Below are 21,563 nucleotides of genomic sequence, written 5' to 3' on the forward strand. Positions count from 1 at the left end.
GGCATGACGGGTTTGACGGCTCCCTGACGCACACCACCCCCGTCTTGACAGGTGTTTGACGCCTCGGTCCCGCCCGCTGTCAGGGGGCCGTCAATTCCGGGGCCGGTGTCCGGTCCGGCCGCACCACCGGGCCTAGATTCCCCTTCGGCCGCTCCGGGGCGCGCACATCCGTGGCATGACGGCGGCCCGCGCTCCCGTCCGGTCGGGCAGGGGGCGGCTCCTGGCCGTCGCGTTCCGCGTGGGTCCGGGCCGGCAACCGCCGCTGCGGGCCGGTACGGCCGGAACGGCTTCCTCACGCCCTCCCTCACGCCCTCCGTCACCTCCTCCCTCACGCCCTCCGTCCCGGTCCGCCGGCCACGGGCGGGCCGGTCTTCCATCAGAAGGTCTTCGCCATGTCTCCAGCCACTCGCCAGCAGGCTCCGACGGCTTCCCGGGGTTCCTGGGTCCCTGCGCCCGGGGGCGGAGGTGGCGGTGGAGGTGGCGGCCGGCGGCACGGCCGGCGCAGAGGGGCGAGCGGGCTCTTCGACCCCGTACAGCTGCTGACGTCGTTCCCCGACGCCCTGCACAAGCTGCATCCGCGGGTCCTGGCGCGGAATCCGGTGCTGTTCGTCGTCGCCGCCGGGTCGGTGCTCACCACCCTGTCCGCGCTGGTCCACCCCTCCGTCTTCGCCTGGGTGATCAGTGTCTGGCTCTGGCTGACGGTGATCTTCGCCAATCTCGCGGAGGCCGTGGCGGAAGGCCGGGGGAAGGCCCAGGCGAAGTCCCTGCGCCGGGCGCGGACGGACACGGTCGCCGTGCGGCTGCGCGACAACTGGCGGATCGGCACCCATCTGCCCACGGCGGCGAAGGAGACCGTGGCCGCCACCGACCTCCAGCCCTTCGACTTCGTCGTCGTGGAGGCCGGTGGGCTGATCCCGGCGGACGGCGAGGTCGTGGACGGCATCGCGGCGGTCGACGAGTCGGCCGTCACGGGGGAATCCGCGCCCGTCATCCGGGAGTCGGGCGGCGACCGGTCCGGCGTCACCGGCGGCACCACCGTGCTCTCCGACCGCATCGTCGTGCGCGTCACCTCGCGCCCCGGGCACTCCTTCATGGACCGGATGATCGCCTTGGTCGAGGGCGCGTCCCGGCGGAAGACCCCGAACGAGCTGGCGCTCAACATCCTGCTCGCCGCCCTGACGTGGGTCTTCGTCCTCGTGGTCGTCACCCTTTATCCGATGGCCGCCTACGCGGGTGCCGACCAGTCCATGACGGTCCTCGTCGCCCTGCTGGTCACGCTGATCCCGACGACCATCGGGGCGCTGCTCTCGGCGATCGGCATCGCGGGCATGGACCGGCTCGTGCAGCGCCATGTCCTCGCCATGTCGGGCCGGGCCGTGGAGGCGGCCGGTGACATCAACACGCTGCTGCTGGACAAGACCGGCACCATCACCCTCGGCAACCGGGAGGCAACCGGCTTTGTCGCGCTGCCGGGTGTGGACGAGCGGGCCCTGGCCAGGGCCGCCCAGCTCGCGTCGCTGGCCGACGAGACCCCCGAGGGCCGGTCGGTGCTCGCCCTCGCGCGGCACCGGCACGGGCTGCGGGAGCCCGTCGAGGGGGAGCTGAACGAGGTCCGGTTCGTGCGGTTCAGCGCGCAGACCAGGATGAGCGGAGTGGATCTGTGGCGCGGTGGCCATGTCACCCACCACATCCGCAAGGGCGCGGCGGCGGAGGTGAGCGACTGGGTGCGGATGCGGGGCGGTGCCGTCCCCGCCGAGGCGCGGTGGTTCGCGGACTCGATCGCCGCGTCCGGCGGCACGCCCCTGCTGGTCGCCGTGGACGACCGGGACGGGCCGCGCGTCCTGGGGGCCGTCCATCTGAAGGACGTGGTGAAGGACGGCATCCGGGAACGGTTCGCGGAACTGCGCCGCATGGGCATCCGCACCGTCATGATCACGGGCGACAATCCGCTGACCGCCCGTGCCATCGCCGAGGAGGCGGGCGTGGACGACTTCCTCGCCGAGGCCACCCCCGAGGACAAGCTCGCCCTCATCCACAGGGAGCAGGAGGGCGGCAGGCTCGTGGCGATGACCGGCGACGGGACCAACGACGCGCCCGCGCTGGCCCAGGCCGATGTCGGCGTGGCCATGAACACCGGCACCTCGGCCGCCAAGGAGGCCGGGAACATGGTCGACCTCGACTCCGACCCCACCAAGCTCATCGAGATCGTGGAGATCGGCAAACAACTCCTCATCACCCGGGGCGCCCTGACGACCTTCTCGATCACGAACGATGTCGCCAAGTACTTCGCGATCATCCCCGCCATGTTCACCGGCGTCCACCCGGGCCTGGAAGCGCTCAACATCATGGGGTTGCACAGCCCGACGTCCGCCATCACCTCGGCGATCATCTTCAACGCCCTGATCATCGTCGCGCTGATCCCGCTCGCCCTGCGCGGCGTGCGCTACACCCCCGCGTCGGCCCATGACCTGCTGCTGCGGAATCTGACCATCTACGGACTCGGCGGTCTCGTCCTGCCGTTCGTCGGTATCAAACTGATCGACCTGGTCGTCTCCACGATTCCCGGCCTGGGCTGAGCGGCGCCCCGGCGGCGGGCCATGCGTGCCACCGCGCTCCCTCCCCCGTGCGGAAGGGGCGCGTCCGGACGGACGCCGCGAACATCGCGGCGAGGCGGCGGGGGATCATACGGGGCGCCCCGCGTGTGGGTGGTGATGTTGACGATTCCGACCCGGCGCGCGGCGTGCCGGTGCCATGCTGAGCGCGCTGATGCGGGGCCTCGCGCCGCATGGGCTGTTGGGCATGTTCAGACCGTTGCGGACCCGTCCTGGGGCGCTGATCAGGCCGGGGCCGTGCGGCCCGAGCTGGTGATCCGCCGCTTCCGGCCGGTCCGTGACCGTGTGGCCGCCCCGCCACGGTTTCCCGAGGGGCCGGCCGGTCCCCGCCGTCGCGGCGCGGACCAGGGAAGGGGAACACCACCATCATGTCTTCACTCTCCGCCATACGCCCGCCCGTGCCGCAGGTCGGGCCGCGTCGGCGGTTGACCGCGTTACTGGCCACTGGCGCGCTGGTCTGGTCCGGGATCGCCGCGGTGGCCGCCCCGGCCGCGACCGCCGCCCCGGCAGGCGCGGCCGCCCCGGTGGCGTACATCGCCAACAGCGAGTCGGACAACGTGTCGGTCGTGGACACGGCCACCGACACGGTGACCGCGACCGTCCCCGTCGGCGACGGGCCGTCCGGGGTGGCGGTGGCCCCCGACGGCGCCAGGGCCTACGTCACCAACCGCGGCTCCGGTTCGGTGTCGGTGATCGACACCGCCACGAACGCGGTCACCGCGACCGTCCCCGTCGGCAACGGCCCATTCGGAGTGGCGGTGACCCCCGGCGGGGACCGTGTCTACGTCACCAACCACCAGTCCCACTCGGTGTCGGTGATCGACACCGCGACGAACACCGTCACCGCGACCGTCCCCGTCGGCGCGCAGCCGAACAGCGCCACGGCCGCCCCGGGCGGGGCCCGCGTCTACGTCAGCGGCAACGCCTCGGTGTCGGTGATCGACACGGCCACGAACGCGGTGACCGCCGAGATCCCCGTCTCCCGGCCCAACGGCATCGCGGTGACCCCCGACGGCGCCCGCCTCTACATCAGCTCGCAGAACGCGGACGCGGCCACCGTGGTCGACACGGCCACCCACACCGTCACCGCGACCGTCCCCGTCGGGAACACGCCCTTCGGCGCCGCGGCCTCCCCGGGCGGCTCCCGCGTCTACGTGACCAGCATCGGCGGCAACAGCACGTCCGTGATCGACACCGCCACTAACACGACCGTCGCCACCATCGGCGTCGGCTCCACCCCGATCGGCGTCGCGGTGACCCCCGACGGCGGCGAGGTCTACGTCACCAACAGCAACAGCGGCACCGCGTCGGTGATCGACACGGCGACCAGCGCCGTGACCGCCACCGTCCCCGTCGGCAGCGGACCGTACGCCGTGGCCTTCGCCACCCCGGCCGGCGGGCCCGCCGCGGACATCGACGTCGATGTCACCGCCCGGCCGAACCTGGGGCTCCTGGTCCCCTACCTCACCTTCACCCTGACCGCCCGTGACCTGGGCCCGAGCGCGGTCACCACGGCCACCGTCACCGCCGCCCTGCCGCCCGGCACCACCGCCACCAACCTGTCGTCCGGATGCACCACCGCGCCCGGAACCGTCACGTGCTCCTACGGCCCCCTCGCGAACGGAGCCAGTGCGAGCAAGACGTTCCGCGTACCCGTGCACCTGCTGTCCCTGGGCGGTGTGAAGGTCACCGGCACCCGGACCGCCTCCTCGCCGGCCGACCCGAATCCGGCCAACGACAGCGCCTCCGCCACGTGCAGCGTGGTCTCCATCGTCCTGGTCACCTGCGTCTGACCGCCCGTCCCGGCCCCGGCGGGCAGCCAGAGCCCGCCGGGGCACCACCCCGTACGCGGGGCGGGTCCGGGCCGTCAGCCGCCCCAGCGCCAGTAGACCTCGGGCAGGGGCCGCGTACCGCAGTCGGCGAGCGTCAGGACGGGGCTCTGCCGGTCACGGTCGTTCCAGCGGGCGGGGAGCCGGCGGTCGTCCTGGTACAGGCAGCGGCCGTCGCTCCCGGAGATCCGCCAGGCGGTGCGCTTCCAGGTGGAGTTCCGCCATGGCTCAGCGGTCCACCGCTGCCCCGGGCTGCCGTGCGCGCACGGCTCCAGCCGGACGGCCGCCGCGAGCGCGGTCAGGCAGGAGCCGCGGTCGGCCCGCGGTCTGATCGTGCCGTCGTGTTCCCTGTCCCACTTCTGCCCGGTGGATCCGTCACAGGCGCTGATGGAGGCCGTGCCGGTGTGTGAAGGACCGGTGTGCGAGGGACCGGTGGTGGCGTGGAGGCACTGCGCGGGGTCCCTGCCGGTGAAGAACGTGGTCCGGCCGATGTCCCCGAGGATCTCCCCTGCCCGCGGAGCCCGGTGGACCTGCTGGTACTGCCGGTGGATCCACAGGCTCCAGTCCTTCTGGAGCGGGCCCTTGTAAGGGGAGACGTTCGCACATGTCCCGGTGGCCCGGCACTTCCGGTTGGCCAGGTACCAGCGGGCCACCTCGTCCTTCTCGGCCGACTCGCCAGGGGTGAGATTCGCCTGGAGCGGAGTCATGGTGTAGCCGAGGTAGGACGACACGGGGATCCCGAGGGCGTAGCCCACCCTGCGGAAGTACCGGGCGCCGATCCCGTGGTCGCTGTGGTCGACACGGCCACCGAGCCCGAAGGCGAACGACGCGTTGTCGTGGTCCATCGTCAGGATGCGTACGGCCCCGCTCAGCCGGACCAGCGCGGACACCACCGCGAGCAGCCGGTCCTCCGTATAGCCGGCGGTGCTCTCGAACGGCTCGATGCTCTGTCTGCTCCCGTCGAACAGCCTCAGCAGGCTGTTCGGCTGCCCGCCGTGCGGAAGCCCGTCGTGGAGGTCCAGAAAGGTCAGCCGCACATCGGTGTCCCGGGCATGGTCCGCGAGCCGGTAGGACTTGACCCGGACGCCGTCCGCCTGGACGTCCGCCCGCTCCCAGCGGTTGGCGGCCTCCGCCATCTCCGCGTAGGCCGCGCGTACCCCGTACTCCCTGCGGTCCACGTACTCCAGCGCCCTGACACGGCCCTTCTTCCCGCCGTCACCCGCGGTCAGATACACCGTGTCGACGGCGCATCCGGCACGTACGGTCCGTCTGATCTCCGGATTCAGGAAGAACAGGTCGTCGTCGGGGTGCGCCACCCCCACCAGGGTGCGACGGCACTGCCGCGGGTCCTGCGCGTGGACGGCCGCGGGGGAGGACCGGGCCGCCGCCCCTCGTCCGGGCGCCGCATCGGGCGCGGCTGCGCAGGCCGGGCCCAGGAGGGCGCACACGACCAGCGCCACCGTCAGCGGTACGCGGCGGGAACGGCCGGGACGGCACCTGCTCCGGTCCACCGAGGCCACCTTCCACCGCCGACGCTGCCTGACGAAGGGTCCTCCAGCGCACGGAACGAAATCAACCGACACACCAGCGAACGGCGAGGAAAGGTGAGGAAGGGTGTGGATCGGCCGCCGTTGCCGAAGCGGGGCGACCGGCCCTTCACGAACCGGCCCGTCACTCCGGTATGGCTGGTTCGGTGCCTTTCCGGAGCGATCGAGGGATGGAATGCTTCCGTGGCCGAGCGACTACATTCCGTAATTTCGTTCGATTCTTCCCGGAGGATCCCGGGCATTCATCGCTTTTGCCGGGTTTTCGCTCCGGGTGTGCCCGCCTGTAAAAGGAGAGTCCGTTGACTGGTCTGCCGTCCGATGCGCCCCAGCCCGCGACACCGTTGACGAGGGATCTGAACGCGGCGGTGATCGTGCCGCCGGACGGTCAGGATCCGGAGGTGGGGCTCGCGACCCGGGGACTGATCGCGGCGCTGCCCGCGGACTTCGCGGTGCCCCGGGAGGGCGGCAAGGCGCCGGCCTGGGATCTGGCCCCGTACACCTTCCTGACCGGGCCGGCTCCGGACACCGTCAACCCGAGTCTGTGGCGCAACGCCCTGCTGAACATGAACGCCGGCCTCTATGAGGTCGTCCCGGACGCCGTGTACCAGGTGCGCGGGATGGACCTGTCGAACATCTCCTTCCTGGAGGACCCCACCGGGGCGTCCCAGGAGGTCGTGGTGGTCGACCCGCTGATCAGCGAGGAGTGCGCGGCCGCCGCCTGGAAGCTCTACCGGGAGCACCGGGGCCTGCGCCGCACGATCCGTGCGGTGATCTTCACCCACTCCCACCTCGACCACTACGGCGGCGTGCTGGGCCTGTTCAGGGACGGCCGACTGCCCGACGGGGTGGACATCATCGCCCCGGAGGGGTTCCTGGAGCACTCGGTCAGCGAGAACGTCTACGCGGGCAACGCGATGCTCCGCCGGGCGCAGTTCATGTACGGCTCGCTCCTGGAGCGGTCCGAGAAGGGGCAGGTGGACGCCGGTCTGGGCAAGACCATGTCCTCGGGGTCCCCGGGTCTGCTGCCGCCGACCTACACCGTGACCCCCGAGGTGGCGCGGCCCCGTCATGTCGTCGCCTTCGGGCCGGTGAACCTGGAGTTCCAGCTCACCCCCGGTACGGAGGCCCCGGCGGAGCTGAACTTCTACCTGCCCGATGTCGATGCGCTGTGCATGGCGGAGAACGCCACACCGACCCTGCACAACCTCTACAGCCTGCGCGGCGCCCAGGTCCGGGACGCGAAGGAGTGGTCGCAGTACCTGAACCAGTCGGTGGAGTGGTACGGAAACCGGTCGAAGACCCTGTTCGCCTCGCACTTCTGGCCCCGGTGGAACACCGAGGAGTCGCCCGACGCGATCGTGTCCTTCCTGACCAGCCAGGCGGACCTCTACCGCTTCCTCCACGACCAGGCGCTCCGGCTGGCGAACCAGGGCCGGACCATGACCGAGATCGCCGAGGACCTCGACGGCAGTGTTCCGGAATCCCTGGCGGGACAGTGGTTCAACCGCGGCTACTACGGCACGGTCAACCACGACCTGAAGGCCGTCTACCAGCGCTATCTCGGCTGGTACGACGGCAACGCGGCCCATCTGCACCCGCTGCCGCCCGAGGAGTCCGGCCCCCGCTACGTCGACGCGCTGGGCGGCGTGGCCAAGGTGGTGGAGCTGGCCCGGCAGTCGTTCGAGAACGCCAAGAGCGCGGACGACTACCGGTGGGCCGCCGAACTCCTCTCCCACGCCGTCTTCGCCGACCCGGCGCACCAGGAGGCCCGCGCGCTGGAGGCCGACGTCCTCGAACAGCTCGGCTACCAGGCGGAGAGCGGGCCCTGGCGGAACTTCTACCTCGCCGCCGCCCATGAACTGCGCACCCGACCCGTCGACGGCCTCCCGCCCGGCACGCCCTCGCCGCAGATCATCACCCAGCCCGTGCTGGAGGCGATGCCGCTGGAGATGCTCTTCGACTACCTCGGCATCCGCCTCGACGGCCCCGCCGCCGCCGGCCACCCCCTCACCCTCGGTTTCAAGATCACCGACGGTCTCGCCGACGATCCCACCCACTGCACGGTCCGGCTCCGCAACGGCGTCCTCGTCTACAGCCCCGGCCCCGTCGTCCCGGCGCGGGCCGACGCCACCTACACGATCACCCGCGCCGGCCTCAACGCTCTCGCCATCGCACAGACCACCCCCGACCAGCTCGCGACCGACGGCGAACTCACCGTCGACACCGGCACCCTGGACCCGCTCAACACCCTCAACGGCCTGCTGGTGACCTTCGGGTACTGGTTCGGCCTCGCCACGCCCTGACCGTCAGTTCCCGGGCCGCGGCGCTTGTGCCGCGGCCCGTCCCTTCGTGAAGGAGTGAGTCCCATGGGCAGCACAGTCGTCGATGTCACCGATGCGGACTTCGAAGCGAAGGTGGTGAAGGCCACCGGGCCGGTCCTCGCGGTCTTCCGGGCCGAGTGGAGCGGCCCGTGCAAGGCCCTGGACCCGGTCCTGGTGGACGTCGCCAGGGAGTACGCCAACCGCCTGACCGTCGCCCGCCTCGACATCGACAACAGCCCCAACACGCCCCCCAAGTACAAGGTCACCGCCGTCCCCACCTTGTACGTCTTCAAGGGCGGCAAGATCGTCGCCACCCATATCGGACCCGCCAACAAGAACAACGTGGCTCAGCTCATCACCCCGCACCTCTGAGCGACGTCCCCACGCGCCGTGCCCCTGGTGGAGGGGGACCGGCGGTGCCGGACGGCATGCGTACGTCGCCTCCTGCACCACCGGCACCCTGCGGGCCGTCGACACGGCGGACACCACGGTCAGCGGGCCGAGCCGGTCGCCGTGTCACCCGGCGGCTCGACGTGGGCTTCCGCGGCCGCGGGCTCCGTGTAGAACTGCTGGGCCCAGCGGCGGTAGAGGCCGATGGGGCCGTCGCCGGGGGCGAGTCGGGGGTGTTCGGTGTGCAGCTGGTGGTTCCAGATGGCGAAGTCCTTGGAGACATCGCGGCATGACCATGTCTGCGCCACCCCGGTCAGGAGCCGGGACATCAGCCGGGCCACGGGAACGCCCGGGCCGCCGAGGAACGGAAGGCCGTCCAGGTCCACCGCCGTTCCGACCCGGACGTGTGCGCGACCGGGCCGGACGGGTGTGAAGTGCACGACGAGGTGCATCGATGTGCGCACCTTGGGGAACGTCATCTCGATCATGAAGGTGGCCAGCCCGATCACCATGAGGTTGAAGCTCAGCCGCACTCCTGCCCCCAGGAGCAGGGGCCGGCGGGCGCTGCCCTTGAGGACAGCGGTCTTCTCCCCGGGTACGGGCCGGCCCTCGATCGTGAAGTCCATGAGCCCGTGCAGTTGGGTCAGGTGCCCGAAATCGAAGGCGTTCTCCGCGAGATCCTGAGGATGGCCCGCCACCTCGAAGGTGTGGTGGCTCGGGGCGACGGAGCGGGGGGTGTACAGGTTCGGCACCTCCCAGTCGGGGTCCGCGCCCAGGGCGTGCCGCCATACGTACACGGAGCCGTTGGCCTCGGTGACGGGGTGGTGGACCAGGTCCGCTCTGGGGGGTTTCCTGCCGTATCCGGTGCGTACGCAGCGGCCGCTCGGGTCGAAGGCGAATCTGTGGAAGGGGCAGACGATGTTCTCGCCGGAGACCTTCCCGCCGGCGCCGAGGTGGGCGCCCAGGTGCGGGCAGTGCGGCTGGACGGCGCGGAGCCGGCCGCCGGCGGTCCGGTAGAGGACGACTTCCTCGCCGAGCAGGGGCCGGGTCAGGACGCGGCGGGGTGTGAGTTCGTGGGAGAACGCCAGGCAGAACCATCCGTCGGGATCGGGCAGGGCGGGTGGTCGCAGGGTGTCGGCGGGTGCCGGGGCGGACGTGTGCTTCAGGCGGAACTTCCGGGCATCGGACATGATGGCTGCCTTTTGTCGAGCCTGGGCAAGGGGGTCACGACGGGCGGGACGGGTCGTGGGGTGCGGTGCGCCGCTGGAGCCGGACCGGCATGGTCCGGGCGCTCATGGTCGCTCGGGGAAGGGGCCGGACCGGGGTGGCGGTGGCGGGTCGCAGGTGCCAGCGTGCGGCGATGGTGGCGAGCGCCAGGGTGGCCGCGGTGGTGCCGAAGAGTCTGCCGATGCACTGGCGCGGGCCGACGCCGAAGGGGATGTATTCACCCCGGGCCGTGCGCTGCCGGGCCGGGGTGAGCCATCGGTCCGGGTCGAAGCGTTCGGGGTCCGGATAGAGGTCGGCGCGGTGGTGGATGACGTAGGGGCTCAGGATGAGGGTGGACCCGGCCGGGAGGTGGTGTCCGGCGAGGTCGGTGTCCCGGGTGGCGGTGCGGGTGAGGAGCCAGGCCGAGGGGTAGAGGCGGAGGGTCTCGGTCAGGATGCGGCCGGTGACGGGCAGCCGGGGGATGTCGTCGTACCCGGCCGGCCGGCCGCTCAGGACGGTGTCGACCTCGGTCTGGAGCTGCTGCTGGACGTGGGGGTGTGCGGCGACGAGGTGGAGGGCCCAGGCCAGGGTGGAGGCGGTGGTGTCGGTGCCGGCGATGAAGACGTTGAGGACCTGGTCGCGGAGCTGGTCCGGCGTGAGGGCACGGCCGCGGCCGGTACGGGCGTCGAGCAGGGTGGACAGCAGGTCGCCCTGGTCCGTACCGGGGTGGGCGTCGACGAGGCCGTCGATGATCCGGTGGAGCCGGTGCCGGGCGCGCTCGTGGCGGCGGTTGCCGGGGGTGGGCAGCCGGTGGAGGAGGGGGGCGGGCAGGGTCATCCGGCGGAAGAGGCCGCTGAGCAGGGTGTCGAAGCAGCCGATGACCTCGGTGATCATGTCGTCGCTCCGGTGGGCGAACATGACCTTGGCGGTGACGGCTGCGGCCAGCGCGCCGGTCTGCGGGATCAGGTCGATGACCTGGCCGTCGTGCCACGAGCCGCAGGCGGTGCGGATGTGCTGGGCCATGACGGTGGCGTAGCCCGGCATCCGGGACCGGTGGAAGGCGGGCCACACCAGCTCCCGGTGTTCGGCGTGCTCCGCGTTCCGGCAGGTGATGATGGCGTTGCCGGCCTCCTGCCGGGCCGCGCCGTAGAACGGACCGCCCTTGTCGAAGGTCCTGACGTCGAACAGGGCACGGTGCGCGAGGCCGGGGTCGCACACGACGTAGGCGCGGACCGGCCCGAGCCGCAGCTCGGCCAGATCGCCGTGGCCGGGCAGGGAGGCCAGGAACGCCGTGGGGTTCCGGGCCAGCCGCAGGACGTGTCCGAACAGGGGCAGCGCTCCCGGCACGGGGCGGCCGGTCGTGGTGGGCGGCACGGGAGACCTCCCTGACGACGGGTCACAGATGGGCCCGCAGGTGCTGGACGTAGGACAGTCGCTGGGAGGTGGTGCCGCCGTGGGGCGTGTAGCGCGGCACATGGCGGGAGTAGTGGTAGTTCGCGGCGGTGTAGTCGCCGATACCGGTGAGGTAGCGGTCGATGCCGTCCCGGTCGGCGGGGGTGAGTCCGGCCGGGTGGCCGCGGGGGTCGCGGAGGGTGTCCTGGAGCCGCTGGAGTTCGGTGGTCTTGGCCTGGACGAGGTCCTGGACGGTGCGGATCGCGCGGTCGCGGGTGAGGCGCTGGTGGTGTTCCAGGACGAGGACGATATTGCTGACCTCGCCGAAGCTCTCGTCCTTCTCCAGGGAGTAGACGTCGTTGACATGGCTGACCACATCGATCCACCGGTCGTGGAGCCGTCGCCAGAGCGGATGGGTGGTGATCGCGCCCGGCACCTGGAAGCGACCGACGCGTTCGACGAGCAGGGTCGGCCGGACCGCGATCGTCACCCGTCGCATCGGCAGGTAGTCGTCGAGGGCGGGCGGGTGGCCGCGGTCCCGGTTACCGGCCTCGTCGGCCTGGGACATGATGAAGGCGGTCCACAGGCGGCCGCGATGGCGTACCCATGAGGCCGGCATGCCGGCCGTGAGCCGGCCCCACATGTCGTGCAGCGCGGTCTCCATCGGGTTGCCGGGGTCGGGCCGGGTGCGCGGCCAGTCGTCGACGATCGCCGCGAAGCGCCGGCACACGCGGGTGACCGTGCCGGGGTCGCGGCCGGCGGGGCCGTCGAAGAGGTCGTCGGGGAACACCGTCCACGACCAGGCGTCCACGACCGCGTCCAGGTCCTCGCCCCGGGCCCCGGGATGGGCCATCGAGCAGAAGTCGGCGACGCCTGCCTTGAGGTACTGCCGTTGGGCCTGCTCGCCGACCACCAGGCCGAAGTGCTCCAGCCAGGCGAGATTGTGCGCCCGGACCGCCGGGAGGTCCGGATTGTCGCGCTTTTCAAAGGGAACGTGGAATTCGACGTGTGGCACAACCGGCCCCTTTCCCTGAGTGGAGGAGCGCAGCGGTGACCACGGGTGAACCGCCGGTCGCCCGGCGGGGCCGCCGCCTCCGCCGAACCCGGGAACGGCGCGGGCGCACTCGTCGCCGCCGGGCCGAAAGGCCGGTCGCCCGGACCTCCGAGCGGCCCGCTCCTCCCCCAGGAGTCACGTCGCATCCCGACCGTTACCGCGTTCCCCACCAGAAGAGCAGGTCCATGACAGAACGCGCAAGGCCAGGACCCGCCACCGAATACCTGCGCCATCCCCCGGCGGGCAGCCGGATCCCGCCGGGGCACCACCGCACGCGGAGCGCGTGCGGCCGTCAGCCGGCGGTGAGGTGGTGCTCGCGCATCCACAGGTCGAGGGAGAGCGCCGTCTCCAGGCTGTTGCGGCGCAGCTGGGTGTCGAACCAGCCGTCCGGCTGTTCGAGCAGCCGGGCGAGCCCGGGACCGTCGACCACGTCCAGCGCGGGGGACGAGGAGTCGGCGAGCAGTTGGCGTACCCGGGTCCGCAGGTCCTTCTCGTACAGCTTGTTGGACGTGGTCGGGTACGGGCTCTTGCGGCGGCGCAGCACCGAGGCCGGGAGCAGCCCGCCGGCGGCTTGTTTGAGCAGGCCCTTGGGCTCGCCGCCGGGGGACTTGAGGTGCCAGGGGGTGTTGTGGACGTACTCGACGAGGCGGTGGTCGCAGAACGGGACCCGCACTTCCAGTCCGGCGGCCATGCTCAGCCGGTCCTTGCGGTCGAGGAGGACCGGGAGCCAGCGGGTGAGGTGGAGGTGGGAGATCTCCCGCATCCGGCGTTCGTGGGCGCTGTCGCCGGGAAGGTGGGCCACGGCGGCGACGGCGTCGCGGTAGGTGTCGGCGCGGTATTCGTCGAATCGGGTGGCGGCGCGGAAGTCGGGGGCGAGCAGGTCGGGGGTGAGCAGTTCCATCCGGCTGAGCCAGGGGAACATCGGGGCCCGTACAACTTCGGGGTCGTGGAACCAGACGTAGCCGCCGAAGACCTCGTCGGCGGATTCACCGGAGAGTGCGACGGTGGAGTGCCGGCGGACGGCGCGGAAGAGGAGGTGGAGCGAGGTGTCGACATCGCCGAAGTTCAGCGGCAGATCGTGGGCTCGCAGCACGGCGAGGCGGGCGGCGTCGGCGGTCAGCTCGTCGGAGGACAGCTCGATCACCGAGTGATCGGTGCCTATGTGGCGGGCGGCTTCGGCGGCGTACGGGGTGTCCCGCTCGGGGCGGAACTCGCTGCCCTGGAAGTCGTCCTGGCTGCCGTGGAAGTCGACGGCGAAGGAGCGTATGGGGTCCGCGCCGGGTTCCCGTGAGCGGGCCGCGGCGGCCAGGGCGGTCAGCAGGCTGGAATCGAGTCCGCCGGAGAGCAGGGTGCACAGCGGCACATCGCTGATGAGCTGGCGTTCGACGGTGTCGGTGAGGAGGTCGCGGACGGTACGGACGGTGTCGGCGGCGTCGTCGGTGTGGGGCACCCGGTCGAGGCTCCAGTAGCGGCGGGTGGTGCGTCCGTGGGTGCCGTGGGTGACGACGGTGCCGGGCGGGACCTCCTCGATGCCGTGGAAGGGGGTGACACCGGGGGATTTGATCAGGCCGAGCAGGTCCACGAGGCCCTGCGGGTCCAGCCGGGGGGTGAATCCGGGATGGGCCAGTATCGCCTTGGGTTCGGAGCCGAAGAGGATGCCGTCGCCGAGTGCGGCGAAGTACAGGGGTTTGACGCCGAGCCTGTCACGGACGAGGTGCAGTTGTCCGGAGCGTTCGTCCCAGATCGCGAAGGCGAACATGCCGTTGAATCGTTCGACGCAGTGCTCCCCCCAGTGCAGATAGGCCCGCAGCACGACCTCGGTGTCGGAGGTGGTCCGGAAGACGGCACCCGCCGCGGTGAGTTCGGCACGCAGTTCGCGGAAGTTGTAGACCTCGCCGCTGTAGGTGATGACCACATCGCCGGGGCTGTCGCCGGACATGGGCTGCCGGCCGCCCTCCAGGTCGATGACGGACAGCCGCCGGTGCCCCAGGACGGCGTGGCGACGCGCGACGATCCCTTCCGCGTCCGGGCCGCGGCAGGCCATGGCGGCCACCATGGGGGCGACGGCCCCGGCCCTGCCCGTCAGGTCCTGTCCGAGGTCGCACCATCCTGAGATTCCACACATGGGGACGCTCCTGTTCGAATTTAAACAACGTCGCGAAGACGCCGCCGGCCGGGTCGCCAGGGCAGGCGCGGCGGGGCGGCACTCTGCTCGACGATAGGGCAAATCCCGGCCCTGACAAGACCTTCAGAGACTTGCGTGTGGCACTTGCACGCTGTTCGTTTAGGCCTATAGTATCGACTCGTTCGGGGCGCTTCACGCATCCCGCAAGCCTGCCAACAGGCTATTTACCGGGCGCCGTTCGTTGAACGCTCGGATGATGGGTGTTTTCTCTTTTCTGATGAATTCACGCACGAGCGAGGACCGATATGATCCTGCACAGCGAAGATCGCATTGCCATCCTCCACAAAGCACTGAACGAAGTGCGCGCCAATAGTGGATTAATTCCGACGGAATCGTTCTATGATTCCAAGACCGAGGCCGTCTGGAACAGGGCACGCCGGGGCACCGCTTATGCCGATATCGGCCCCTGGTCCCCCACGGCGTTCCGGGAACTTCCGGTCACCCCGCGCGCCGCGCTGAAACAGGATCCGCTGCGGTACGCGACCGTCCGGCCGGGAGGTGCGGCCAAGTACTACGAGACCACCGGGACCACGGGCACGCCGACGCCGACGCCGCGGCTCGCGGAGGACATGATCTGGAACACGGTCTCGGTCGCCGAGGCCTGGCGCCCGCTGCTGACCGGCGACGACTCCGAGCGGGTCGCCGTCCTGCTGCCGTCCGACATCGTCCCGGTGGCCGATCTGGTGTGCGGAGTCTGCGAGTACCTCGACCTGTCCCATATCAGGGCGTACCCCTTTGCATCCGGAATCAGCGACTGGGAACGACTGGAGGCGATGTGGCGGGTCTTCAGGCCCACGTCGGTCTTCCTGGCGCCCGGGGTGGCGCTCCAGTTCACCCGGCTGCTCGCCCAGCGCGGGCGGCTCGCCGAGCTGAGCGCGTCGGTGCGCAGGCTGATGCTGCTGGGCGAGGTGAACACCGCTCCGTTCCGGGACCGGCTGGGCCACTGGTGGGGGGCGGTGGCGTATGACGCGAGCTACGGCAGCACGGAGACGGGGACCCTCGCCGCCACCTGCGACCGGGGCAGTCAGCATCTGCTGCCGGCCGCCACCCGGTTCGAGCTGTGCGCCGGCGACACCGTGGTGCCGCTGGACACGGCGGGAGGCGGCCGTCTGGTGGTGACCCCCCTCAACGCCCATGCCCGGCCGCTGCTGCGGCTCGACACCGGTGACGAGGTCTCGTTGCACGCGGACTGCCCCTGCGGCCGGGGCACTCCGGTGGTCACGGTCCACGGGCGGGCGTCGGACGGGCTGAGCGTGCGCGGTGTGCCGCTCCAGGTGCGGTCGGTCGAGGAGGTCGTCTACGGCGTCACCGACGCGACCGGCTATCTGATGGAGGTGGACGAAGCAGGCGACTACGCCCGGCTGGTGCTGGAGCGCGGCGTGGGCTGGGACCGTGCGGCCGAACCCGAGGTGCGGCAGCGGGTGCAGCGGACCTCCGGGGAGCGGCTGGGGCTGGAGTGGGACAAGGTCCTGTTCGTCAACAGCCTGCCCGCCACCACCAAGAGCGGCGCCTCGCAGAAGAGCTGGAAGCGCTCCAACGTCCGTGTGCTGGAGGCCGTCTGATGACCGCCGTACCGACGGACCGCACGCCATCCGGCACCCGCGACGCAACCGTGGCCCCGGACGCACCGAGGACACCGGGCGCGCCTGCCACCCCGCACGCCCCGCACGGCGCGGGTGTCGCCTCCGGCGAGCCCGATCTCTGGTGCACCTACGCCGCCGTGCGCACCCTGCGCCGGCTGGAGCGGATTCCCGGGGCGGGCGGCGCCGACGCCACCGCGCGCTATCTCACCGCGCGCCGGAACGCGGACGGCGGCTACGCCTGGAGCCGGGGCATGGCCTCCGACGCCTGGGCCACCTTCTACTGCACCAGCGCCCTGGCCGACCTCGGCCACGCCGTCCCCCAGCCGGGGACGACGGCCCGCTGGCTCGCCGACTGCTGGTCCGGCGACGCGTACGGCATGCAGCCGGGGCAGACGCCGGACGTGTGGGCGACCCACTTCTCCGCGCGCACCGCCGTCGACATCTGCGGTACGGACGTTCCCTCGCGGGACCGGCTCCTGGCGTGGCTGTCGTCGCTCCAGTGCGCCGACGGAGGGCTGTCCTGGACCCCCGGGGGCGCCCTGGAGCAGAAGCCCGATGTCCGCGCCTGTTTCTACGGGGTGATGGCGTGGCAGGCCGCCGTCCGTGCCGGGGCCGACGCCGGCGCGCCGTGGGACATGGCGGCGCTCGTCTCCTGGCTGCGCGACCGCCAGGACCCGGGCGGCGGGTTCCGTTTCTCGGCGGACGCCGACACTCCCTGTCTCTGGGCGGTCTACCGGGCCACCGCCACGCTGGCCGCGCTCGGCGAAGGGCCACGCGACGCGCAGGGCTGTGTCCGCTGGATCCTGGGGCTGCGCGGCGCGGGCGGTGCGTTCGTCCGCTGGGAGGGGTACGACGTCGAGGACGTATGGGCCTCGTTCTGCGCCGTCGGCTCGCTCCAGGCGCTCGGGGAGCCGATCCCGGCGCCGGTCGCGGATGCCGTGGCGCGCCGGCTGGACGAACTCGCCTGCCCCGGAGGCGGCTACACCTACCGGGAGCCCGCGGCGGCGGCCGACGCGCTGGCCACGGCCTCGGCGGTGCTGTCGGCGGCGGCGGACCGGAGCCGCACGGCGCCGGCCGTGGACGGGAGCACCAGCGGGGACGTGTCCGCGGCGGTGCGCTGGCTGGAGGGCTGCCAACTGCCCAATGAGGGTGGCGTGATGTACATGCCGGGCCGGGGCAGCGAGGTGCGGTGCACCCTGTGGGCCCTGGCGGCCGGGGCGTTCGCCTCGGACCCGGCGGCCCGGGAGCGGATCGCCCGCTGGCTGGGCCTGCTCCAGAACCCCGACGGCGGATTCGGCTACTGGGAGGGCCGCGGCTCCGACCTGGTCTCCACCGCCGCGGCACTGGAGACCGTACCGCTGCTGGGAGGCTCCCCCCGCGAGGTGCTGGACGGGGAACGCGCCGCCGCCTTCATCGACAGCTGCCGGTCGGCGGAGTCGCCGGGGTACGCGAATGTGCCCGGGGCCGCCCCGACCCTGCGCGCGGGCCTTCAGGCGCTGCGCGGGCTCGGGCTGCTGGGCCGGGAGACGGCGGCCGGGGCGGCCACCCTGCTGGCGGCCCACCGGGTCGGCGGTGGCGGCTACGCCAACGAGGGGCGGCGGATTCCGGATCTGCTCTCCGGCTACGAGGCGGCGGTGGCGTCGGACCGGCTGGGCCTGGCCCTCGACACGGACCATCTGGGCCGGTTCCTGGCACGGGTGCGGGTCGGCGGGCACACCGCGTGGACGCCGCTCGCGCCGCCGGGACAGGGCGGTCCCCTCGCCGACTGCCTCGGCACACTGCTCGACCGCCGGGTCCACGACCCCCACTTCCGGCTGCCCGCGCTCGCCCTGTCCTGACCGCCGCCGACCGCAGGTCCGCCCCCTTCCCCCGCCGCGATCCGCCGCCCGCTCCCCGTGGCCGCCCGCCGATGGCCATCGGTGGCGTACCCGCGGTGCCCCGCGCCGGGCTCCGCGTCCGCGACCGCGCCGGGCCGCCGTTCCCCCACCCCCCGCCCGAGAGGCCGTCATGCCCACGATCACCATCAACTGCCCGCCCCTGCCCGCGCCGCGCCGCAGGGCCGCGGCGCTGCGCATCACCCGCTGGCTCGGCGACCACGGCGTCCGTACCGCCCATGCCGTGGTCCGGTTCGAGGAGACGGCGGAGAACACCGTCTTCTCCGGGGGAATGCCGCTGGAGGCGCTGCCGCACCGGGGCACGGGCCTGCGGCACGCCTCGGTGATCTGCTGTGTGGGAGTCGACCGGGAGGAGGGGTTCCGGGCGGGACTGGCGCACTGTGTCGCGGACGCCCTGGGGGTGGACGACGACACGTCCTTCTTCTATCTGGAGTTCCGGCCGACGCCGAGGACCGACGTGGTACTCGGCGCGGGCGGCCGGCTGCGGCGGGCGGACGGCGCGGAACTCCCGCGGCCGGTCTGACCCGCCACCGCCACTCCGCCACCGCCACTCCGCCACCGCCACCGCCACTCCGGCTCCGGCTCCGGCTCCGGCTCCGGCTCCGGCTCCGGCTCCGGCTCCGGCACATCACCTCGTACCCGGGCGTGCTCCCACCACCCGCCCCCTTCCCCCTGACGCACTTCGCTGCTTGCCGCACCGAGAGGATCCCCATGACCGCCCCGACCGTCCCCACCTGCGCCGAACTCCGCGATCTGATCCGCGCCGTGCTCGCTCCCCGCCTCGGTGACGCCTTCCAGGACGTCCCCGACGACGCCGAACTCCAGACCGCGCTGGGCGACCGCTACGACAGCCTCACCGCGATGGAGTGCGTCTCCGCCATCGAGGGGAGCTTCGGCATCGAGGTGGACTTCGTCACCGACGATGTCCGCCACTGGTTCTCCACCGTCGAGCGGATGACCGCCTTCACGCACGACCGGCTGGAGGACGCCGCCGCCCTGGAGACTCGGTGATCCGCACCTTCGCCACCTCGGGCTCCACCGGCGCACCCGTCACCTGGCTGCGCACCGACGACCAGCTGACGGCCGAGGCACGGCTGGTGCGGGAGACGGTCATCGGCCCGGTCGACCGGGTGGTGACCTTCGCTCCACCGGCACATCTGTACGGACGGCTGTACGGGGAGGTCCTGCCGGCCCTGTGCGGCATCCCGGTGACGCACGCCTGGCGCGATCCGCTGGTACCGCCCGATCTGCCGGGCGGCGGGCGGACCCTGCTGGTGTGTCTGCCGTCCACCTGGCAGCTTCTGGAGCGGCTGCCCGCCGTGCTGGACCGGGCCGGCGAGATCGTCGCGCTGCACAGCGCGGGTCCCACCACACCCGCCGCGCACCGGGTCGCGGCCCGGCACACGGCGAGCGGGCTGCGCGCGGTGGAGATCCTCGGTTCGACGGAGACCGGGGCGGTCGGGCACCGGGCGGTCAGGGGCGGGGGCGACGCCCGGCCGCCGTATCTGCTGCTGCCCGATGTGCGGCGGGCGCCCTGGAGCGAGGCGGTGGAGGGACCTCTGCGGGTGGGCGGTCCCCGGCTCGCCCGCCGCCGGGGCGAAGCCGCCGCCCCGGTTCTGTGGGAGATGCCGGACCTGGTGCGCTGGACGGGCGAGCGCTCCTTCCACCATCTGGGACGCGGCTCCCGGCTGATCAAGGTCGACGGTGTCCGGTGCGACCTGGACATGATCGAGCGCCGGGTCCGCGCGGCGGCCCCGGCGCTCGACCCGGTCTGTGTGGCGGTGGGCGATCCCCTGCGCGGCGAACACTACGACCTGTACTACGCCGGGGCCGCCGACCGCCCCGGGAACGCGGCGGCGGTGACGAGCCCCGGCGAGGTGCGGGCCGTGCTGTCCGGGGTACTGGACGGGCTGCCGGCTCCCCGCGCCGTCCACCGGGTCCCGGTCGTCCCCCGCGGACCGAGCGGCAAGGTCCGCACCGCCGACCTCACGGGCGGCCCCCGGCACAGCACGCACCGGCCGATCCCGTACCACCGGACGAAGGAGGAGAACGTGCCCGATCCCCGGGACAGGACCACCGCCACGCACACGACCGGGCCGGCCAGGGCCGCCGACCCGCCCGGGGACGGCAGCCCTACCGGGTACCCGCTGGCGGAGAAGGTGGACGACTACGCCCGGCACGCGGGCTGGACGGCGGACGGTCCGGACCCCGCACCCGGTCCGGCTCTCGCGCTCCCCCTGGCCGAGCGGGTGGCGGCCCGCCGGTCGGGCGCGCTCCCGGCGAAGGAGTGGAGAGCACAGGAGCGGGCCTGGTCCGATGCCTCGGACGCACGCCACCGTGCCTGTGTCGAGCGGCGGCCGCTGGGCCCGCGCGCCGCGCCCGTCCGGATCGGGGTCAAGGACACCATCGACGTCTCGGGCTTCTCCACCCGGCTCGGGCTGCGGGACCACCGGCACCTGCCGCGCACCTCCGCGTCCGCGCTGGCCCCGCTCCCGCCCGCGCTCGCCGAGGTGACCGCGAAGACCGTGACCACCGAACTGAACATCGGGGTGGGCACGGGCTGTGTCAATCCGTACGCCCCGAGCATCGACCCGGCCGGTTCGAGCACCGGCGCGGCGGTGGCGGTGGCGGCCGGCATCGTCGATCTCAGTCTGGGTACCGATGTGCTGGGCTCGGTGCGCTGGCCCGCCGGCCAGTGCGGCACGGTCGGCCTGCGGATGACCCACGACACGGAGCTGCTGTCCGGTGTCTTCCCGCTCTGTCCGCCGATGGACGCCCTGGGCTGGGTCGCCCGTACCGCCGCCGATCTGGCCCTGCTCTGGCCGCTGCTGGGGCTCGACCGGCTGGGGCGGCAGTCCCCGGCCGCCACCGGTCCGCTGCGTATCGGGCTGGTCGCCGAAGTGCTGGACCCGGCGAGCGGCTGCACTCCGGTGATGCGCGCCACGCTCGACCGGGCCATGACCGCACTGGTCGCGGCCGGGCACGGCGCGACGGAGACCCGGCTGGGCGAACTGTGGCGGATGCGCGGCCCCGCGTGGGAACTGTGCGCGCGGCAGGCGTGGGACGGCCACGCCCACTGGCGGAAGTGGGTCGACGCCGAACTGAGCGCGACGACACGGGCCTCCCTGGAGGTGGGCGCCGGTGTCGGGGACGACCGTTACGGGTGGATCCTCGAACGCCTCGACGCCTGCCGGGCGGGGGTCGGCGCCGTGTTCGACAGGGACGGTGCGGATGTGTGGCTGCTGCCGCTGGACCCGGCGGCCCCACCGGATGTGGTCCAGGCCCGCGCCCGGCCCTCGACCATCCCCTCCCCGGGGGACGAGGCGTACGACCTGAGGATCGGCTACACCCCCATCGCCAGCTTCGCCGGGCTTCCGGCGATCACCCTGCCGGTCGCCCGGGACGAGCGGGGAGCGCCGCTCGCGGTGCAGATCGTGGGGCGGGCCGGGGCGGAGCGGACCCTGATCCGCCTGGCCGTGGAACTCTCCGACGCGGTGGGGGACCTGGGCCTGCGGATTCCGTCTCCGGGCCACCCCTGACCCCGCGCAT

General features: G+C 72.5%; 14 protein-coding genes. 9 read left to right on the forward strand and 5 right to left on the reverse strand.

The annotated features are described in order from the left end of the window. The first annotated feature begins 392 nt into the window (after positions 1-392). Together kdpB and SYYSPA8_RS22265 are read left to right on the forward strand one after the other, a co-directional pair. Entirely contained in the window at positions 393-2,576 is a 2,184-nt protein-coding gene (gene kdpB / locus SYYSPA8_RS22260; RefSeq protein ID WP_323449020.1) for a potassium-transporting ATPase subunit KdpB, read from the forward strand. A gap of 461 nt (positions 2,577-3,037) precedes the next feature. Continuing rightward, positions 3,038-4,405: a beta-propeller fold lactonase family protein gene (locus SYYSPA8_RS22265; RefSeq protein ID WP_323449021.1), complete on the forward strand. Its 1,368-nt coding sequence runs from the start codon at positions 3,038-3,040 to the stop codon at positions 4,403-4,405. A 74-nt stretch (positions 4,406-4,479) separates the two neighbouring features. Here the strand turns inward: SYYSPA8_RS22265 and SYYSPA8_RS22270 are convergent, their stop codons facing one another. Then, the gene (locus SYYSPA8_RS22270) at positions 4,480-5,952 is read right to left on the reverse strand and encodes a ricin-type beta-trefoil lectin domain protein (RefSeq protein WP_323449022.1); all 1,473 of its coding nucleotides are present in this window, start codon (positions 5,950-5,952) and stop codon (positions 4,480-4,482) included. A gap of 335 nt (positions 5,953-6,287) precedes the next feature. On the opposite strand from SYYSPA8_RS22270, the gene SYYSPA8_RS22275 reads away from it, so the two are divergent. Further along, positions 6,288-8,291, forward strand: coding sequence for an alkyl/aryl-sulfatase (locus tag SYYSPA8_RS22275; protein ID WP_323449023.1), 2,004 nt, complete (start codon positions 6,288-6,290; stop codon positions 8,289-8,291). A gap of 63 nt (positions 8,292-8,354) precedes the next feature. Further along, positions 8,355-8,681 carry a thioredoxin family protein gene (locus SYYSPA8_RS22280; RefSeq protein WP_323449024.1) on the forward strand — a complete coding sequence of 109 codons (327 nt, stop codon included), beginning with the start codon at positions 8,355-8,357 and terminating at the stop codon, positions 8,679-8,681. A gap of 119 nt (positions 8,682-8,800) precedes the next feature. On the opposite strand, the gene SYYSPA8_RS22285 is transcribed toward SYYSPA8_RS22280, so the two are convergent. The 4 genes from SYYSPA8_RS22285 to asnB all read right to left on the reverse strand — a co-directional run bounded on the left by SYYSPA8_RS22285 (position 8,801) and on the right by asnB (position 14,476). Beyond that, a complete protein-coding gene (locus SYYSPA8_RS22285; RefSeq protein WP_323449025.1) occupies positions 8,801-9,889 on the reverse strand; it encodes a Rieske 2Fe-2S domain-containing protein in 1,089 nt (362 codons plus the stop codon). Between the two features lie 34 nt (positions 9,890-9,923). Next, positions 9,924-11,279, reverse strand: a complete 1,356-nt coding sequence (locus tag SYYSPA8_RS22290) for a cytochrome P450 (protein WP_323449026.1) — start codon at positions 11,277-11,279, stop codon at positions 9,924-9,926. A 22-nt stretch (positions 11,280-11,301) separates the two neighbouring features. Then, entirely contained in the window at positions 11,302-12,312 is a 1,011-nt protein-coding gene (locus tag SYYSPA8_RS22295) for a terpene synthase family protein (RefSeq protein ID WP_323449027.1), read from the reverse strand. A gap of 331 nt (positions 12,313-12,643) precedes the next feature. Then, positions 12,644-14,476: an asparagine synthase (glutamine-hydrolyzing) gene (gene asnB, locus SYYSPA8_RS22300; protein ID WP_323449028.1), complete on the reverse strand. Its 1,833-nt coding sequence runs from the start codon at positions 14,474-14,476 to the stop codon at positions 12,644-12,646. A gap of 305 nt (positions 14,477-14,781) precedes the next feature. Here asnB and SYYSPA8_RS22305 point away from each other — a divergent pair, with 305 nt between their 5' ends. The 5 genes from SYYSPA8_RS22305 (at position 14,782) to SYYSPA8_RS22325 (ending at position 21,553) form a co-directional block, all read left to right on the forward strand. Further along, positions 14,782-16,098 carry a phenylacetate--CoA ligase family protein gene (locus tag SYYSPA8_RS22305; RefSeq protein ID WP_323449029.1) on the forward strand — a complete coding sequence of 439 codons (1,317 nt, stop codon included), beginning with the start codon at positions 14,782-14,784 and terminating at the stop codon, positions 16,096-16,098. After that, positions 16,098-17,957 carry a prenyltransferase/squalene oxidase repeat-containing protein gene (locus SYYSPA8_RS22310; protein ID WP_323449030.1) on the forward strand — a complete coding sequence of 620 codons (1,860 nt, stop codon included), beginning with the start codon at positions 16,098-16,100 and terminating at the stop codon, positions 17,955-17,957. Before SYYSPA8_RS22305 ends, SYYSPA8_RS22310 begins: the two co-directional genes overlap by 1 nt. A gap of 169 nt (positions 17,958-18,126) precedes the next feature. Beyond that, a complete protein-coding gene (locus SYYSPA8_RS22315; protein ID WP_323449031.1) occupies positions 18,127-18,537 on the forward strand; it encodes a hypothetical protein in 411 nt (136 codons plus the stop codon). A 188-nt stretch (positions 18,538-18,725) separates the two neighbouring features. Continuing rightward, positions 18,726-19,025, forward strand: coding sequence for an acyl carrier protein (locus tag SYYSPA8_RS22320; RefSeq protein WP_323449032.1), 300 nt, complete (start codon positions 18,726-18,728; stop codon positions 19,023-19,025). Continuing rightward, positions 19,022-21,553 (forward strand): amidase family protein, encoded by a 2,532-nt coding sequence (locus SYYSPA8_RS22325; protein WP_323449033.1) that lies wholly within the window; start codon positions 19,022-19,024, stop codon positions 21,551-21,553. Before SYYSPA8_RS22320 ends, SYYSPA8_RS22325 begins: the two co-directional genes overlap by 4 nt. Positions 21,554-21,563 lie beyond the last annotated feature (10 nt).

Origin of the sequence: Streptomyces yaizuensis (genome assembly GCF_034961445.1) — a bacterium.
GTDB lineage: Bacteria > Actinomycetota > Actinomycetes > Streptomycetales > Streptomycetaceae > Streptomyces > Streptomyces yaizuensis.